Source organism: Thauera terpenica 58Eu (assembly GCF_000443165.1).
Classification (GTDB): domain Bacteria; phylum Pseudomonadota; class Gammaproteobacteria; order Burkholderiales; family Rhodocyclaceae; genus Thauera; species Thauera terpenica.
This window is the reverse complement of record NZ_ATJV01000076.1, coordinates 1-16,167: the sequence shown is the minus strand read 5'-3', so window position 1 is coordinate 16,167 and position 16,167 is coordinate 1. Positions and strand designations below refer to the sequence as shown.

Here is a 16,167-nt window from a genome sequence, read left to right as displayed (position 1 = left end):
TATCGATTGTTCAAGTTTTTAAAGATTCGCCGCAGAACCTGCAGCAAAGAAGCGAGATTATGAACACTGCCACAACCCCTGTCAAGTACCTCGGGAACTCTTTTTAACGAACCGTGCCTCCAACCGCACGACCCGAAATCCCCGAAACACCCAACCCGCCTCACCTCCAGCACCACCGCAAAGACCGGAATCAAACCGCGTCAGCGCCAGGAGAGGCCGAATTATAGACACCAAAAAACAAAGGTCAAGATCCGCGCACGCTTAAAGATTTCTATGCGCGCATGAGGCACCAGCCCGGGCGTCACTTTCCTATGCAAAACCGCGAAAAGATCACCCCAAGCAGGTCGTCCGCACTGAATTCGCCGGTGATCTCCCCCAGCACATCCTGCGCCAGGCGCAGCTCTTCAGCGAACAGCTCAAGCGCCGCCGACTGGCCGGCAGCCGTGCCAATGTGCGCCAACGCGGCGCGCAGCGCCTGCAGATGCCGTTCGCGCGCCAGGATGAGGTCCTCGCCATGCGCCTGCCAACCGGCGACGCGCAGCAACTCCGCACGCACCAGTTCCATGCCCGCACCCTTCTTCGCCGACACCTGCAGACGGACCACGCCGTTTTCTTCCACCCGCCCGGCCTCCAGCCCGACGAGATCTATCTTGTTGGCAATGATGATGCGCTCGACCGCTTGCGGCAGGCGCGCATCGATCGCCTCGGTCGCGCTGGCCGAAGCCCCCACGCGCGCATCCACCAGCCGCAGGATGACGTCGGCGCGCTCGATCTCGCGCCAGGTGCGCTCGATGCCGATGCGCTCGACGGCATCCTCAGTCTCGCGCAGGCCCGCGGTGTCGATGATGTGCAGCGGAATGCCTTCGATCTGTACCGTCTCGCGCAAGGCATCGCGCGTGGTGCCGGCGACCTCGGTGACGATGGCGCGGTCTTCGCCGGTGAGCTGGTTCAGCAAGCTGGACTTGCCGACGTTGGGCTCACCCACCAGCACCACGTTCAGGCCACTGCGCAGCAGTGCGCCCTGGCGCGCGCGATCGAGAACGTCCTGCAACTGCTGACGGATGGTGTCGAGTCGCGGCAGCGCGCGCGCTTGCTCGAGAAACTCGATCTCCTCTTCAGGGAAATCGAGGGTGGCTTCGACCAGCATGCGCAAATCGATCAGCGCATCGACAATGCGGTGAATCTCTTCAGAGAATCGGCCAGAGAGCGAGCGCAGCGCAGAGCGCGCGGCGGCGGCGGTGGACGCCTCGATGAGATCAGCAACGCTCTCGGCCTGGGCCAGATCGAGCTTGCCATTGAGAAAGGCGCGGCGCGTGAACTCGCCCGGCTCGGCCAGGCGGGCGCCCAGCTCCAGACAGCGCTCGAGCAACATCTGCATGACGACCGGGCCGCCATGGCCCTGCAACTCGAGCACGTCTTCACCAGTGAAGGACGCGGGGGCGGGAAAGTAGAGCGCGATGCCCTCGTCGAGCGTCACCCCGTCAGCATCAAGGAAGCGGGCAAACACTGCCTTGCGCGGGACGGGGACACTGCCGCACAGCGCGGTCGCAAGCTCACTCAGGCTGGCACCCGAGACGCGGACGACACCGATGCCACCGCGGCCCGGCGCCGTCGCAATCGCCGCAATCGTGTCAGCTGGCCTTGCTGCCCGACTGTCCACTTTCGATCATCCGTGTGATCTGCCACTGCTGGGCAATGGACAGCGTGTTATTCACCACCCAATACAGCACCAGACCCGACGGGAACCACAGGAACATGAAGCCGAACACCACCGGCATTGCCATCATCACCTTGGCCTGAATCGGATCCGGCGGGGTGGGGTTGAGCTTCATCTGGATCAGCATGGACAGCGCCATGATGACCGGCAGGATGAAGTAGGGATCCTTCGCCGACAGATCCTGAATCCAGCCCAGCCAGGGCGCGTGGCGCATCTCTACGCTGCCCAGCAGCACCCAGTAGAGGGCGATGAACACCGGAATCTGCACCAGGATGGGCAGACAGCCACCCAGCGGGTTGATCTTCTCGGTGCGGTACAGGCTCATCATCTCCTGCTGCAGCTTGGCCTTGTCATTGCCGTACAACTCCTTCATGCGCTGCAGGCGCGGGCCGAGCACCCGCATCTTCGCCATCGACTTGTAGCTCGTCGCCGACAGCGGGAAGAACAAGGCCTTGAGCGCGACCGTCACCAGGATGATTGCCCAGCCCCAGTTACCGGTGAGGCTATGCAGCCAGGACAACACCCAGAACAGCGGCGCCGCAATCACCGTCAGCCAGCCGTAGTCCACCACCAGGTCCAGCCCGGGCGCGATCGCTTCGAGCTTGTCCTGCTCCTGCGGACCGGCGTAAAGGCGCGACTCCACCTTTCCTTCGGCGCCGGACGCAAGCGTATCGACCGGCACGATCATGCCCGCCGAAAACAGGTTGTTACCCAGCGCCCGGGCGAAGAACTCACGCTGCACATCCCCTTCCGGCAGCCAGGCGCTGACGAAATAGTGCTGCACCATCGCCACCCAGCCGTCGTTGGCGGTCTTCACGAACTTGGCGTCGCCGTCGGTGATGTCCGCAAAACTGACCTTCTGGAACTTGCCCACATCGGTAAAGAACGCAGGGCCGGTGAAGGTGCTGACCCCAAAGGCCTCGACCTGCTCCGCTGCCTCGCCATCGCGGGTGAGCTGGAAATAGGCGTGCGGGGAGATCGCCTGCGCACTGCCATTCTTGATCTCATAAGCGATATCGACCAGGTAGCTGCCGCGCCTGAACGTCATCACCTTGGTGACCTGCACGCCGTCCTGTTCCGGCGCCTGCAAGCGCAGCACCACGGAATCCTCGCCATTCTGCAGGGCGAGTTCGCCGGCGGGCAGGGCAAACACGGTCTTGTGTGTCGGCAAACCTTCGCCGATCAGGCCGGTCTGCGCCGAGTACTGATGGCGGGTCGTGCCATCGTCGAACAGCACGAAATTTCCGCTGTTCTCGCCGCTGGCCTGGTGTTGCAGCAGTTCGAGACGAACGATGCTGCCGCCCTCGGCCGACACCTCGGCACGCAGCAGATCGGTGGTCACGATCACGCGCGGCGCGGAAGAGACCGCAACCGTCCCACCCGGCACGACGGCCTGGCTGGCTTGGCCGGTGAGTGCGGCCGACGGCGTCGGTACCGACCCATCCGCTGCGGCCGGTGCGCCTGCCGCGCTCGTAGCCTGAACCGCCGGCGCGGGGTTGTTCTGCTTGATCCAGCCTTCCCACAACATCACCAAAGAGAAGGAAAAGACCAGAAAGAGGATAAGGCGGCGTTGATCCATCGGATTCGTTCTATCTCAGGTCAGGGAACGGGATCATACCCGCCCCGATTGAAAGGGTGACAACGCCCCACCCGCTTGGCCGCCAGCAAACCACCGCGCAGCGCACCGTGGCGCTCCACCGCTTCGATCGCGTACTCGGAACAGGTCGGGTAAAAACGACAATTCCGCCCCAGCATGGGGCTGATCGCGTAGCGATAGAAGCGCAGCGGAGCGATCAGCAGAAACTTCATTGCCGGGGCAGCTTGTGCAGCAAGGCGAGCAGGTCTTGATTGAGCTCGGCACGCGTTGCCTTGGCAACCGGCGCCTGCAGACGCACAACCATGTCGAGCGCCGGCAGCGATTCGCGATGACGGCGAAAAAGCTCGCGCGCGATACGTTTCACCAGGTTGCGGGTGTTCGCACGCTTGGCGAGCTTTTTTGCCACCACCACGCCCAGACGGGCCGTATCGAGACCGTTCGGGCGATAGTGCAGGATGTAGAAGCGACCACGCAGAGCACGCCTGAATGCAAAAACGGATGAATATTCATCCGTTTTGTGCAATCTGTGAGCGCTTCGAAAACTCTGGTCAGCGCCCGTGGGCAAGCTCACCTCAGACAGCGAGGCGATGGCGGCCCTTCGCACGACGTGCGCGGATGACCGCACGGCCACCACGGGTCTTCATGCGGACCAGAAAGCCATGGGTGCGCTTGCGACGTACAACGGAGGGCTGATAAGTGCGTTTCATGATCGACGGCCAGTGTTAGGTCAAACACGAGAGTTAAAGGGATAATCCCATGTTTGTCAATAACAATTTTTGGGAGCCCCTGTGGATAAGTCACCCTGCGGGGGTTAGAATATCGGGCTTCGGAGCCTCGCCGTCAAGGCAAGCCTTGCCCGGCATATCGCGCCCGCATCGCCAGGAGGCCACGCATGCAAGTCCCCCTGAGCCCACACGACAAACAAGTACTCGCGTTCACGCCCCGCGCGTGCGCTGACGCTTGAAAAAATTGCCGCACAACCACATTGCCCACAACGACATCCACCCTATCGAAGACGCCGTGACTGAAGACTTCTGGCCTTTCTGCCTGTCGCGCCTTGAACAGGAGCTGCCGCAGCAGCAGTTCACCACCTGGATCAAGACCTTGCGGGCCGAATCCAGCGTGGACGGCGTGTTTCGCCTCATCGCGCCCAACCGCTTCGTGCTGCAGTGGGTGCGCGAACGCTATCTACGTCGCATCCACGAACTGGGCGAAGAACTGAGCGGCAGCCCGCTGCAAGTGGAGTTGCTGCTGCCGCCGGTGGACGCCACGCGCGCCAGCCGCGCCGCCGCGCCTAACCCGACGGCCGGCGCCAGCGCGCCAGCACAAAGCAACAGCGCCGCCGTACAAGCCGCCGCAGCCACCCAGGCGACGCTCGCCGGATCGGACGTCAGCGACGCCCCCGCCAGCGCTCGCGCGCCCGACAGCACCAGCAACCGCAGACCCTCCAGCGCGCCCAGCGCCCCATCGGGCATGGAGCTGGCCTACGAAAAGACTCGCCTCAACGCCGACTTCACCTTCGACACCCTGGTCACCGGCCGCGCCAACGATCTGGCCCGCGCCGCCGCCATGCAGGTGTCGCAGAACCCCGGCACCTCCTACAACCCGCTGTTTGTGTATGGGGGCGTCGGCCTGGGCAAGACTCACCTGGTGCACGCCATCGGCAACGCGGTGTTCAAGCTCAACCCGCGTGCGGTCATCCGCTATGTACACGTCGAGGACTATTACGCCGACGTCGTGCGCGCCTATCAGCAAAAAAGTTTCGACGCGTTCAAGCGCTACTACCGCTCGCTCGATATGCTGATCATTGACGACATCCAGTTCTTCAACAACAAGAACCGCACGCAGGAAGAGTTCTTCCACGCCTTCAACGCGCTCACCGAAGCCAAGAAGCAGATCGTCATCACCTGCGACACCTACCCCAAGGACATCCAGGGCCTGGAAGACCGCCTCATCTCGCGTTTCGACTGGGGTCTGACGGTGCAGATCGAACCGCCCGAACTCGAGATGCGCGTTGCCATCCTGCAGAAGAAGGCCGAGGTGCTGCGCGTGCTGGTCGACGACGACGTCGCCTTCCTCATCGCCAAAAACCTGCGCTCGAACGTGCGCGAGCTCGAAGGCGCGCTCAACAAGGTCGTCGCCTACGCCCGTTTTCACGGCCGCCAGATCGGCCTCGACGTGGCCAAGGAAGCGCTCAAGGACATTCTCCACGCGCACAACCGCCAGCTGTCGATCGAGCATATCCAGAAGACCGTCGCCGACTACTTCAAGATCAAGGTCGCCGACATGTATTCCAAGAAGCGCACGCGCGTCATCGCGCGCCCGCGCCAGGTGGCGATGTGGCTGGCCAAGGAACTCACCCCGATGTCCCTGCCCGCCATCGGCGAAGCCTTCGGTGGCCGCGACCACACCACCGTGCTGCATGCCTGCCGCACCATCACCGAGCTGCGCCTTGGCGACCACCAGCTCAACCACGATGTCCACGTGCTCACCCAGGTCCTGCGCGGATGAGCCAGAACACACACCGATCAACCCTAGACCTGATCTGACGCCATGCACCTGCTCACCACCACCCGCGATGCGCTCCTGGCTCCACTGCAGTCGGTTGCCGGCATCGTCGAAAAGCGCCACACCCTGCCGATCCTGTCCAATGTGCTGATCGAGAAACAGGGCGACCAGCTGACGATGCTCGCCACCGACATCGAGATCCAGATCCGCACCACCAGCGCCGGCCACATCGGCGGCGAAGACGTCTCGATCACCGTCGCCGCACGCAAGCTGCAGGACATCCTGCGCGCCCTGCCCGAGAGCCGGGAGGTCAGCCTCACACTCGACGACAAGCGCCTCACGCTCAAGTCCGGGCGTAGCCGCTTTCAGCTGCAGACCTTGCCCGCGGCCGACTATCCGCGCCTGTCGCCGCCGGACGAAGCCGCCGCCCGCCTCAGCATCGGCCAGCGCACCTTCAAGCGCCAGCTCGCGCAAGTGGCCTATGCCATGGCGCAGCAAGACATCCGCTACTACCTCAACGGCCTGCTCCTCATCGCCGACGGCAGCGAGCTGCGCATGGTCGCCACCGACGGCCACCGCCTGGCCTACGCCGCCTCCGAGCTCGAAGCGCCGGTCACCACCCGCACCGAAGCCATCCTGCCGCGCAAGACCGTGCTCGAACTCGCGCGCCAGCTCGCCGACAACGACGACCCGCTGGAGATCGTGCTCGCCGGCAATCAGGCGGTGTTCCGCTTCGGCGCGATCGAGCTCGTCACCAAGCTCATCGACGGCAAATTCCCCGACTACGAGCGCGTCATCCCGCAAGCGCACCCCACGCTCATCAACTTCGCCCGCCAGCCGCTGCTGGCTGCGCTGCAGCGCACCGCCATCATGACCAACGAAAAATTCCGCGGCGTACGCGTGGTGCTCGAAGACGGCGTGCTCAAGGTCGTATCCACCAACACCGACCAGGAAGAAGCGCAAGACGAGCTCGAAGTCGACTACCACGGCGACAAGCTCGACATCGGCTTCAACGTCACCTACCTGCTCGACGTGCTCAACAACCTGAGCTCCGACACCGTGGACTGGCGCTTCAAGGACAGCAACTCCAGCGTGCTCATCACCCTGCCCGGCGACGACAGGTTCAAGTATGTCGTGATGCCGATGCGCATTTGAGGCCCAGTCGCCGCACAGCACCCCGTTTTCAGGAATCACCGAGATGACCATGTCCGAACCGAAAGACCTGCCCACCGCGTCCGCAATCGCGCACGAAGACTACGACGAAACCAGCATCCAGCAGCTCGAAGGCCTGGAAGCGGTGCGCAAGCGCCCCGGCATGTACATCGGCGACACCTCCGACGGCACCGGCCTGCACCACATGGTGTTCGAAGTCGTCGACAACGCCATCGACGAAGCACTGGCCGGCCATTGCGACGACATCGTCATCACCATCCACGCCGACAACTCCATCTCCGTCACCGACAACGGCCGCGGCATCCCGGTCGGCGTGAAGATGGACGACAAGCACGAACCCAAGCGCTCGGCCGCCGAAATCGTCATGTGCGTGCTGCACGCCGGCGGCAAGTTCAACCAGAACAGCTACAAGGTGTCCGGCGGCCTGCATGGCGTGGGCGTGTCCTGCGTGAACGCCCTGTCGAAGTGGATGCACGTCACCGTCGCCCGCGACGGCAAGCGCCACCTGCTCGAGTTCGAACGCGGCAAGCCGCAGAACCGCGTCATCGAGGTGGTCAACGGCGTCGAAGTGAGCCCCGCGCGCGTCATCGGCGACACCACCAAACGCGGCACCAAGGTCCATTACCTGGCCGATGACGAAATCTTCGGCAACATCGAATACCACTACGACATCCTCGCCAAGCGCCTGCGCGAGCTCTCCTTCCTGAACAACGGCGTCAAGATCCGCCTCATCGACCAGCGCAACGGCAAGGAAGAAGACTTCGCCTTCGCCGGCGGCGTGAAAGGCTTTGTCGAATACATCAACCGCGCCAAGACGGTGCTCCACCCCACCGTGTTCTACGCCACCGGCTCCACCCGCATCCCCACCGGTCAGGGCTACGACGCCGAACTGACGGTCGAGGTGGCGATGCAGTGGAACGACAGCTACGTCGAACAGGTGCTGTGCTACACCAACAACATCCCGCAAGCCGACGGTGGCACCCACCTCACCGGCCTGCGTGCAGCGATGACGCGCGTCATCAACAAGTACATCGACGAAAACGAGATCGCCAAAAAGGCCAAGGTCGACATCTCCGGCGACGACATGCGCGAAGGCCTGGCCTGCGTGCTGTCGGTCAAGATGCCCGACCCCAAGTTCGCCAGCCAGACCAAGATGAAGCTGGTCTCCAGCGAGGCGCGCCCGGCGGTGGAAGAGGTCGTCGCCAGCAAGCTCGGCGACTTCCTGCTCGAGCACCCGATCGACGCGCGCACCATCTGCAACAAGATCGTCGAAGCCGCCCGCGCCCGTGACGCCGCCCGCAAGGCACGCGACATGACGCGGCGCAAAGGCATCCTCGACGGCGTCGGCCTGCCCGGCAAGCTCGCCGACTGCCAGGAAAAAGACCCCGCACTGTGCGAGCTCTACCTGGTCGAGGGCGACTCCGCCGGCGGCTCCGCCAAGCAGGGTCGCGATCGCAAGTTCCAGGCCATCCTGCCGCTCAAGGGCAAGATCCTCAACGTCGAAAAAGCCCGCTTCGACAAGGTGCTGCAAAGCCAGGAAATCGCCACCCTCATCACCGCCCTGGGAACGAGCATCGGCAAGGACGACTACAAGCCCGAAAAGCTGCGCTACCACCGCATCATCCTGATGACCGACGCCGACGTCGACGGCGCCCACATCCGCACCCTGCTGCTCACCTTCTTCTACCGCCAGATGCCCGAACTGGTCGAACGCGGCCACATCTACATCGCCCAGCCACCGCTGTACAAGATCAAGCACGGCAAGACCGAGCTCTACATCAAGGACGATCACGAGCTCAGCGGCCACCTGCTCACGCTCGCGCTCGACGGCGCCAGCCTGACACCGCGCGCAGGCGCCGAACCGATCATCGAAGAAGCGCTGGGCGGCCTCGCCCGCCTCTACCTGCTCGCCGAAGCCGTGGTCCGCCGTCTGGCCAGCTACATCGACCCCGAAGTGCTGCAGATCATGCTGGCGCACGACATCGAAGTCAGCCTCGACGACGAGGCCGCCGCCCGCGACTCCGCCGCCCGCATCCAGCCCCACCTGCCCGAAGACCTGCAGATCTACGCCGAATTCCACGACGAATCCGAAGAATGGCGCCTCACCATCGAGCGCCTGCACCACGGCAATCGCAAGTTCGGCTGGGTCGAACAGGACTTCATCGCCTCCGGCGACTACCGCAGCATCCGCAACGCCGCCGAAGCCATCGGCGGTCTCATCGGCCCCGGCGCCGAAATTCGCCGCGGCGAAAAGCGTAAATCCATCACCCGCTTCGCCGACGCCATCACCTGGCTGCTCAACGAAGTCGAACGCGGCCTCACCAAGCAGCGCTACAAGGGTCTGGGCGAGATGAACCCCCAGCAACTATGGGAAACCACCATGGACCCCGCCGTGCGCCGCCTGCTGCGCGTGCAGATCGACGACGCGATTGCCGCGGACGAGATCTTCACCACGCTGATGGGGGATAACGTGGAACCGAGACGGGCGTTCATCGAGAGCAATGCGCTGTATGCGCAGAATATTGATGTGTGAGGACTTTTAGCTGCTGTAGGTTCTCACTCGTTCTGAAATTTTTCTCACATCGGTGAAATAGATTTCTCAAGAACGGTGAATTAAGCCGAGCGGTGGTAGTACGGGCCCGGTAGCCTTCAGGGAAGGCTACCGGGCCTTCGTTTAGGACCAACCCAAAAACACATAGGTTGGGTAGGCCTGCCCCTCGATCCGAAATTCGGCACGCCCGATGCTCTCCGCCTGACGTTCTTTGTCTCCGGAGAACGGGAACCAAGAGCGCCCCCCACTCAAGTTGCGCTCCCGCGGGATCTGCCAGTACGAGAAGCCCTGATCTAACCAGACCTGGAGCTTCTTGCCGCTCGCGAAACTGATGTCGAGCCTCCTCGCATGGATCGCATCGCTCTTGGTCAGGGTCTCAAGAGAGAGTTCGAGTCCCGCGTACTCAAACGCGGCAACGAGCGCCTGATCCCGCTCCTCGTTGCTCGCCCAGTTGTGCCACACCTTACTCGGGGGCGTACGGGCCATCTGAGCTTCGGGTACGGGGGAAACCCTCAGTTCGACTTGCCTCACATCCCAGGCATCGTCTGCAACTCCGCGCAACGCACACACGAAATCGAGCAGCAACACCACGGGCAGTGGCGCATTGAGATATCGATCGTGATACGCGAGTCCCACAACCCTTTCACCATGCGGAATCAAGGAGGTTCCGAGATGCGATTGGAAGCTCTCGACCATGCGACGACCAAATCCGTCCGCCATGCCGTCGAACTCATTACCAAGCTCGATCCTCGCCGTTTGTGCCGGCAAATCCTCCGGCACCGAGAGGTCAAACTTCAGAACCTCGCCCAACGCTGCCGGCTTGATCGCAGCCCCTCGAACAAGAACCGCTCCATCACAATCGCCCCAGTTGGGACCAGGAACGGTACGACCTTCGAGACCCGCCCATGCGATCGTGCGCCCGCCCAGTCCGACTTCAGCCAAAACAGCAGAACCCTCCGCGATGGAAGCCGCCTTTCCGACCCTGAGCGTGACCCCGTCCAGCATAGCCATCGCCGCCAGAACCGATTGATCTCCCCGCGATACATGCTGAACCGCCTCTGCGCGGAGTACCAGTTCCACGGCGACTCCTGTGGCCGCCCAGCGCGAGACCGAGCGACGGAGTGGAGAGACGGCGAGATCCCAGCCTTTCGGCTCACCACCTAGAAAAATCCGCAGCACTTCGCACGAGGGCATGGCCAACTCACGCGTGATCGCCTCCACAAGGGTCTGATGCTCAGCAACGGAGCTGGGACCAAAGTGAGCAAGTTCAGCGGGCAAATCCAAGGCAGTCAGCCACTCGCCAGACAGAAAACCTTGGCCAGCATGTCGATCGAGATCATCAAGGCGGAACCGGGTATCAAAGTCCAACAAACAGTGTTGGCACGCTGAGTCGCAGCTTTCGGAACAATTCAACTCACCTGCGGCCGCACGGAGGATCTGCGGCAACCGGTCGGCGACTGAGGATGCGTAACCGGAGGCGCTTCGGTCGAAGACCACAATCGCTTGGCAGCTCCCTTCACCGAGGAAGCGCACAGGCTTCGTATCGCACCCCAACTCCGACGACTCGATACCCAAAGTCGCAGCGACGGCGTTGCGTATGGCCACTGCGAGCGTAAAAGCGGTCTTACGATCGCGTATGGGCTGATCATCCAGGCCACGCAGCACCAATTCGAGCACATCCGTTCTGGCCTCATGACCCAACCTCAGACCGCGCTGGATCGAGTAGGCGTTATAGCTTCCTTCGCAAACACTCGTCTCGCCACCCTGCGCACCGCGAAGCCGCCTGTGCTCCTTCAGCTTCCCCTTCTTGTGATCGAAGAAGGCATCAGGAAGATCATCCTCGCCATCCATCGGCTCCGCGCGTCCACAGCAGAGGCAAATCGCAAAGCCATGACCATGGATACCTCCCGAATGATGAAACACAACACCGTCCACGCTACTTCGGTGCACGCCCAGCGCGGGATTCGCCAGCGAGAGCCACTCGCCATTCGCGTTGATCCAAGGAAGCGACACCGGGACAAAGGTCTGCGTGGAAACATCGTTGTGCGGGGTGCTGTAGAGATCAACGGCAAAGCCTGCGGGCTCAAGATAATCGAAGCGCACTTCCTTATCGGCGCCGAGTGGTGACCCGCAATCCGGGCACTCGTGCAATCGGCTCGCTCGCAAATGTGTGCCGCTCGAGCCGCAGTGACGGCATCGCCATGCGTCACGGATATTCTGGATCTCATTCGCCTCGGTCACCGAGGCTGGGGTATGCCAGTTCAACGTGATGCCTGCAGCACGATAAACAAGTCCATCGATCACCACCTCCGAGCCGGGGGCGTATTCCCGCAGGGCAGTCACCATGTCGCGGCTCGGCAATTCACGGAAGCGCATCCGGTTATCGATGCGGCCAGTCTCTTCCTGTTGCTGACGCCTTTGCTTGGCTTCAATACGGGCCAACTCATCGACGGTCAAGGTGTCCAACGGGGCGATGTCCGTCGGGAACCCGTACCCCGGGAGAAAGCCCTCTGTGGCAAGTTCGCGCAGCAGATACTCGCCGGTCAGCCGCTTGCGCTGGATCTTGAGCGCTTTGTAGGCGGGCTCTGTTATGCCGGGAGGGGTCGACAAACGTGCCAACTCGGCTTCAACAACATCGAACTCGGAGAACCATTTCCTGGCGTGGTCTTTCGCCATCCTTCCTGCTTCTGCGACGAGCCGCTCCAACGAAGCCGTACCTTCATGCGGTGTATGCCGGAGGAGCGATCGCAGACCCTTGGCAAGCTCGGGCTCATTTCCGCTCGAGAAACACTGCGTCCAAGCGTAGAAGCGCTGCTGCCGCGACTGATCCGCCGGCAGCATCCACCACTCCAGATTCAGCTTCTCGGCGGAGCCAGGGCCAGAAAGCTCCTTGCGCAAGAAGTTTGCAAGGAGCATTGAATTCAGGTGGCGCTGCACCAGGATCGGACTGCTCAACTGGACCCGGGGAGCAGGCAGAACCGTCTCGAACGGCCACATGGGATTGGCGAAGACCTGCTGATCGTGTGGGTTCGACTTGCAAAGTGACAGCGCAACCGATCGGGTCTCGCTACGACGGCCCGCACGACCCGCGCGCTGCAAATAATTCGCTGGATGGGGCGGCACGTTGTTCATGGCCACCACCGAGATCCCGCCGATATCGACACCCATTTCCATGGTGGTCGAGCAGCTCAGCAAGTTGATCCCGCCACTCTTGAACGCCGCCTCATACTTGGCGAGACGCGCACCCGGTTGCTGTGCCGAATGCTCGGCGGCACGGAAGTAGAACGCCCCCTCGACGACGCGGTCATTCAGATCGGACCAGAGCCCCTCATTGCGAAGTGCTGTAACCGTGTCATCGGTATTGAGCCAATCGCGAACGACCTCAACTCTCTGGTCTCCGATGTCATCCACATTTGCGATTGGGCTGTAGTCCGGCATCTTCAACGGGACACACTTCGCGACTCTGTCCGACTTGGCCTGCTCAGGGAGATAGGGAGTCATGCCCATGAAGGTCGTGTCGAGCACCCTGCGCGTCACAGGGCATAGCCATGCCTTGTCGAAGGGTGCAAGTGCCAAGCTATCCAGCTTGAGGTAACGACCGGTACCGCCCATCTCAAGCATGCCCAGCTCAACCAGTTGCTTCCAAGCCCCCCTCAAGAGCACATCTATCGTGTTGCGGCCTGATGCTGACTGCGGGTCGATGTTTAAGCCGCGTGCTAGCAGTCTCACAAGTCGGCTCTGCCGCTCGGTAGCCTGGCACTGTGGCCAACGCTTGTAGAGGTTCGTTTGAGCCTCTTTTGATTCAGGAGGCAGGAACTGCCTTGCTGAAAGCTTTGTACCGCCCCATTTCCGCCACGCGTTTGGAAGGTTGATGAACGAGCCGCCCCTGGCGTGAAAATCCAGGGCAATCTTCAGGAAGTCCTTCCAGTCGGCTAGCGCGATCTGGGGAGCACTTCCCGAAAAATCCGGCAGGCGTGTAATCGCCTCAAGTTTCGGATAAGTGGTCCGAACCAGGCCCATGGTTTCGAGCGAGTTCGCTCTCTTTGGTCGCCGGGCAAACTCCCTGGTTAGTAGGATGTCGGCCAAACGCTCCCTGCCATCACCTTTCCCAAACTCTCCAGGGTCTTGCTCGCTGTAGTATTCATGCATCCACTCCTTGACGTCACTGGCTACGGTACTCAGCCACTGCATCATATCGGCAAACTGCACGGGTCGATATCCGGACAGCGCCTGAAGCGCCTGCCTCTTTTCGTCGACCATAACCTGCAGTGCAGGACTCGGCGCGAGCTCGAGCGCCCGGCAAAGGGTGTCGATGTCACTCTGCAACTTCGCCCTATCTGCATCCCCGCCCGCGCTCCCCGACGTTAGTACCTTCTTGAACACCAGGCCGCGAATACGATTGCGCTCTGAGTCCTGCTGCAGTCGGGCTGCGATGCGAGCCGTACCCTGCCGGCTGTCCGTGAAGGAGATCATTCGACGACCACGATAAGGCCGCTCCAGGGGCTTCGCCTCCGAACTATCGATGTCCGGACAGAACTCGAGGAGCGTCGGGACGATCTCCCCAAGCAGGAACGGTGCGCCAAGGATTGCCTTGCGGAAAAGCCCCAAGCCACTTGAAGCATCATGGGCTCCGCACTCGGGGCACACCATTGCAATCGTCCCTTCGTCATCGATGACCGATTCGTCTCGCCCTCTGAGACGTACTGCCCCATTCACCTCCAACGGATCGAGGGCAAGGGTATCGGCGTCGACAAGAATCTCTTCCGTCGCGCCCTTATGTGCGTTCGCAATCAAGACCGGGGAATACCCGGGTCTCACTATGGCCTGCTGCTCATCTTCCTCGGAGCGCTCTGTATCCAGCGAGAACTCATCGACATCCTCTTCGGTCGTCTGGAGCAGACGGTACTTACCATCATCCCCAGGCCCATATCGACGTGCCCACAGGTAGGTGGTATTGCACTCGTTACAAGATCGAAGCTCGTACACGGGCGATCCGCACTCGCAATGTTTCCGCGGCTCGGTGTAGACCAATCCGAACGACCAGTCCGGCGCATCCAGCTCCGTCTCGGCCTTGCATCTGCACCCTGGGTCCGCGCAGGCCCAAAGCCCATCGAGCACGTTATGGAAAAGATGTGCGCGTAGCGGCAGATACGACTTGGCTGGCTTTCCCTTCGGACGCGACTGCGCCAAAGTCAGCAAGTCGAGCCAACTCAGCGCCTTTGCCTTGTCTGACGCTTCGGGCGCGATATGACCGCACAAGCTCCCCGCAAGTGAGGACAGCGGCAGAACTCGATCGTTGGGCGGAGTGAAGCTCGCTCGGATCGAACGCGCCGTTTTGTTAGCGCACAAGGCCGCGTAGAGGCGCTCGGGATCCTCCGCAATCGACTCCAAGGCCTCGAGTGACGCATCGGCGTACGCGGGCTCACCTGCATCGAGGTCTGGCACAACTCTGTGACCCGAAACGACGTGAACGCGATCGAGGCTCAGACCAGCCACGCGCGCAAGGAACTCCCGCAATTGCGCCTCGGCCTCGCCGCCCCCGATCGTCGCGGAGGTTGCGACAAAGCGAACCTGTTCGGGTGTGACACCAAAGGCGTGAAGCACGCGACGCAGCAGCAGCGCAAGTTCCGCAGCCTGGGAGCCGATGTAGGTATGAGCCTCATCGAGCACGATCCACTTGAGCGCGCCTTGCGACTGTTCGAGGATGGGGGCGTCCTGCGCGCGCACGAGCATGTACTCGAGCATGGTCGCGTTAGTCACCAACAGCGGCGGAGGTGCAGCGCGAAGGGACTCACGATCGAGCACCTCGTTTCGCAGCTGATCGCGCAAGCCTTGCGGCTGCTTCTGTGGGGTCAGTCCGTTGTAGAGGCAGAACCGTAGCCCGTCGCCGAAGGATGACGTCCAGGCGTTCAGGCGCTCTCGCTGACTCTGGATTAGGGCGTTCAACGGGTAGAGGAACAATGCCTGCACCCCAATCAGCTTCGACCCGCGCTGGGCATGCGCACGCGCAAGCTGATCCAGAATCGGCACCATGAAGCATTCGGTCTTGCCCGATCCCGTGCCGCTGGTCACGACCACCGACTGCGGCTTATCTTGCCCCAGAATCCGCCACGCCTCGAGCTGGTGGCGGTAAGGGCGAGCCTCGCGAGGGAAACGGTAACTGCTTTTTGCATCCCCGCCTGGCCGATCGAGGGCTGACACTAGGGCTGGCGTCAGCAGCTCGGGGCTGAGTTCGGCCAGGCTATGTTCCGCCTCCTCCCAGCCAAAAGTGGCTTCGAACACCGGGTCGCCGACAAAGCAACCTTTTGCGCCGTAGGAGGGGCGTTGGTGCACTATTAACAAACGCTTATATAACAATGGCTTAGATTCTGAGATTTCGGCATGATTCGCCCCTTTCCCCGGTCCGCTTTATGCAGCAGGCGCAATTTGCCCAGCCCGGACCGATCGCGGCATGCCCAAGTAGGTGAAGCCGTTAAGGATGACCACCGGCACATGAGCCTCGGCCACCTGACGCTCGAAGGTTCTCGAGAACAGTCGGTCGCCCAGTTGCTTGAGGCGAAACATCATGTTCTCGGCAAGGCTGCGCCGATGGTAGCCACTGTCTTCTTTCCAGCCGTCACG

Annotated in this window: 9 protein-coding genes and 1 pseudogene; 3 read left to right on the top strand and 7 right to left on the bottom strand. The window is 62.1% G+C overall.

Features of this window, described 5'->3' with window-relative positions:
- Positions 1 to 301 precede the first annotated feature (301 nt).
- Genes mnmE through rpmH form a run of 5 tightly spaced genes read right to left on the bottom strand, consistent with a single transcriptional unit; the run spans position 302 to position 4,021 of the window.
- The gene (gene mnmE, locus M622_RS34770; RefSeq protein WP_021250323.1) at positions 302 to 1,660 is read right to left on the bottom strand and encodes a tRNA uridine-5-carboxymethylaminomethyl(34) synthesis GTPase MnmE; all 1,359 of its coding nucleotides are present in this window, start codon (positions 1,658 to 1,660) and stop codon (positions 302 to 304) included.
- Entirely contained in the window at positions 1,632 to 3,296 is a 1,665-nt protein-coding gene (gene yidC, locus M622_RS34765) for a membrane protein insertase YidC (RefSeq protein WP_021250322.1), read from the bottom strand. Before yidC ends, mnmE begins: the two co-directional genes overlap by 29 nt.
- A 20-nt stretch (positions 3,297 to 3,316) precedes the next feature.
- Entirely contained in the window at positions 3,317 to 3,526 is a 210-nt protein-coding gene (yidD, locus tag M622_RS34760; protein WP_021250321.1) for a membrane protein insertion efficiency factor YidD, read from the bottom strand.
- Positions 3,523 to 3,837: a ribonuclease P protein component gene (gene rnpA / locus M622_RS0120510; RefSeq protein ID WP_245543090.1), complete on the bottom strand. Its 315-nt coding sequence runs from the start codon at positions 3,835 to 3,837 to the stop codon at positions 3,523 to 3,525. The genes yidD and rnpA overlap by 4 nt, the downstream gene beginning before the upstream one ends.
- 49 nt (positions 3,838 to 3,886) lie before the next feature.
- Positions 3,887 to 4,021: a 50S ribosomal protein L34 gene (gene rpmH / locus M622_RS39830; protein ID WP_002926183.1), complete on the bottom strand. Its 135-nt coding sequence runs from the start codon at positions 4,019 to 4,021 to the stop codon at positions 3,887 to 3,889.
- Positions 4,022 to 4,334: 313 nt separating this feature from the next.
- On the opposite strand from rpmH, the gene dnaA reads away from it, so the two are divergent.
- From dnaA to gyrB, 3 genes are read left to right on the top strand one after another with little or no spacing between them, the layout of a single operon-like run.
- A complete protein-coding gene (gene dnaA, locus M622_RS34755; RefSeq protein WP_031347312.1) occupies positions 4,335 to 5,825 on the top strand; it encodes a chromosomal replication initiator protein DnaA in 1,491 nt (496 codons plus the stop codon).
- A 42-nt stretch (positions 5,826 to 5,867) separates the two neighbouring features.
- A complete protein-coding gene (gene dnaN, locus M622_RS34750) occupies positions 5,868 to 6,977 on the top strand; it encodes a DNA polymerase III subunit beta (RefSeq protein WP_021250318.1) in 1,110 nt (369 codons plus the stop codon).
- Between the two features lie 49 nt (positions 6,978 to 7,026).
- A complete protein-coding gene (gene gyrB, locus M622_RS34745; protein WP_031347311.1) occupies positions 7,027 to 9,528 on the top strand; it encodes a DNA topoisomerase (ATP-hydrolyzing) subunit B in 2,502 nt (833 codons plus the stop codon).
- Positions 9,529 to 9,669: 141 nt separating this feature from the next.
- Here the strand turns inward: gyrB and M622_RS34740 are convergent, their stop codons facing one another.
- Together M622_RS34740 and M622_RS34735 are read right to left on the bottom strand one after the other, a co-directional pair.
- The gene (locus tag M622_RS34740) at positions 9,670 to 15,828 is read right to left on the bottom strand and encodes a DEAD/DEAH box helicase (RefSeq protein WP_021250316.1); all 6,159 of its coding nucleotides are present in this window, start codon (positions 15,826 to 15,828) and stop codon (positions 9,670 to 9,672) included.
- A 126-nt stretch (positions 15,829 to 15,954) separates the two neighbouring features.
- Positions 15,955 to 16,167: pseudogene (locus tag M622_RS34735) on the bottom strand (IS5/IS1182 family transposase); the annotation flags it as partial.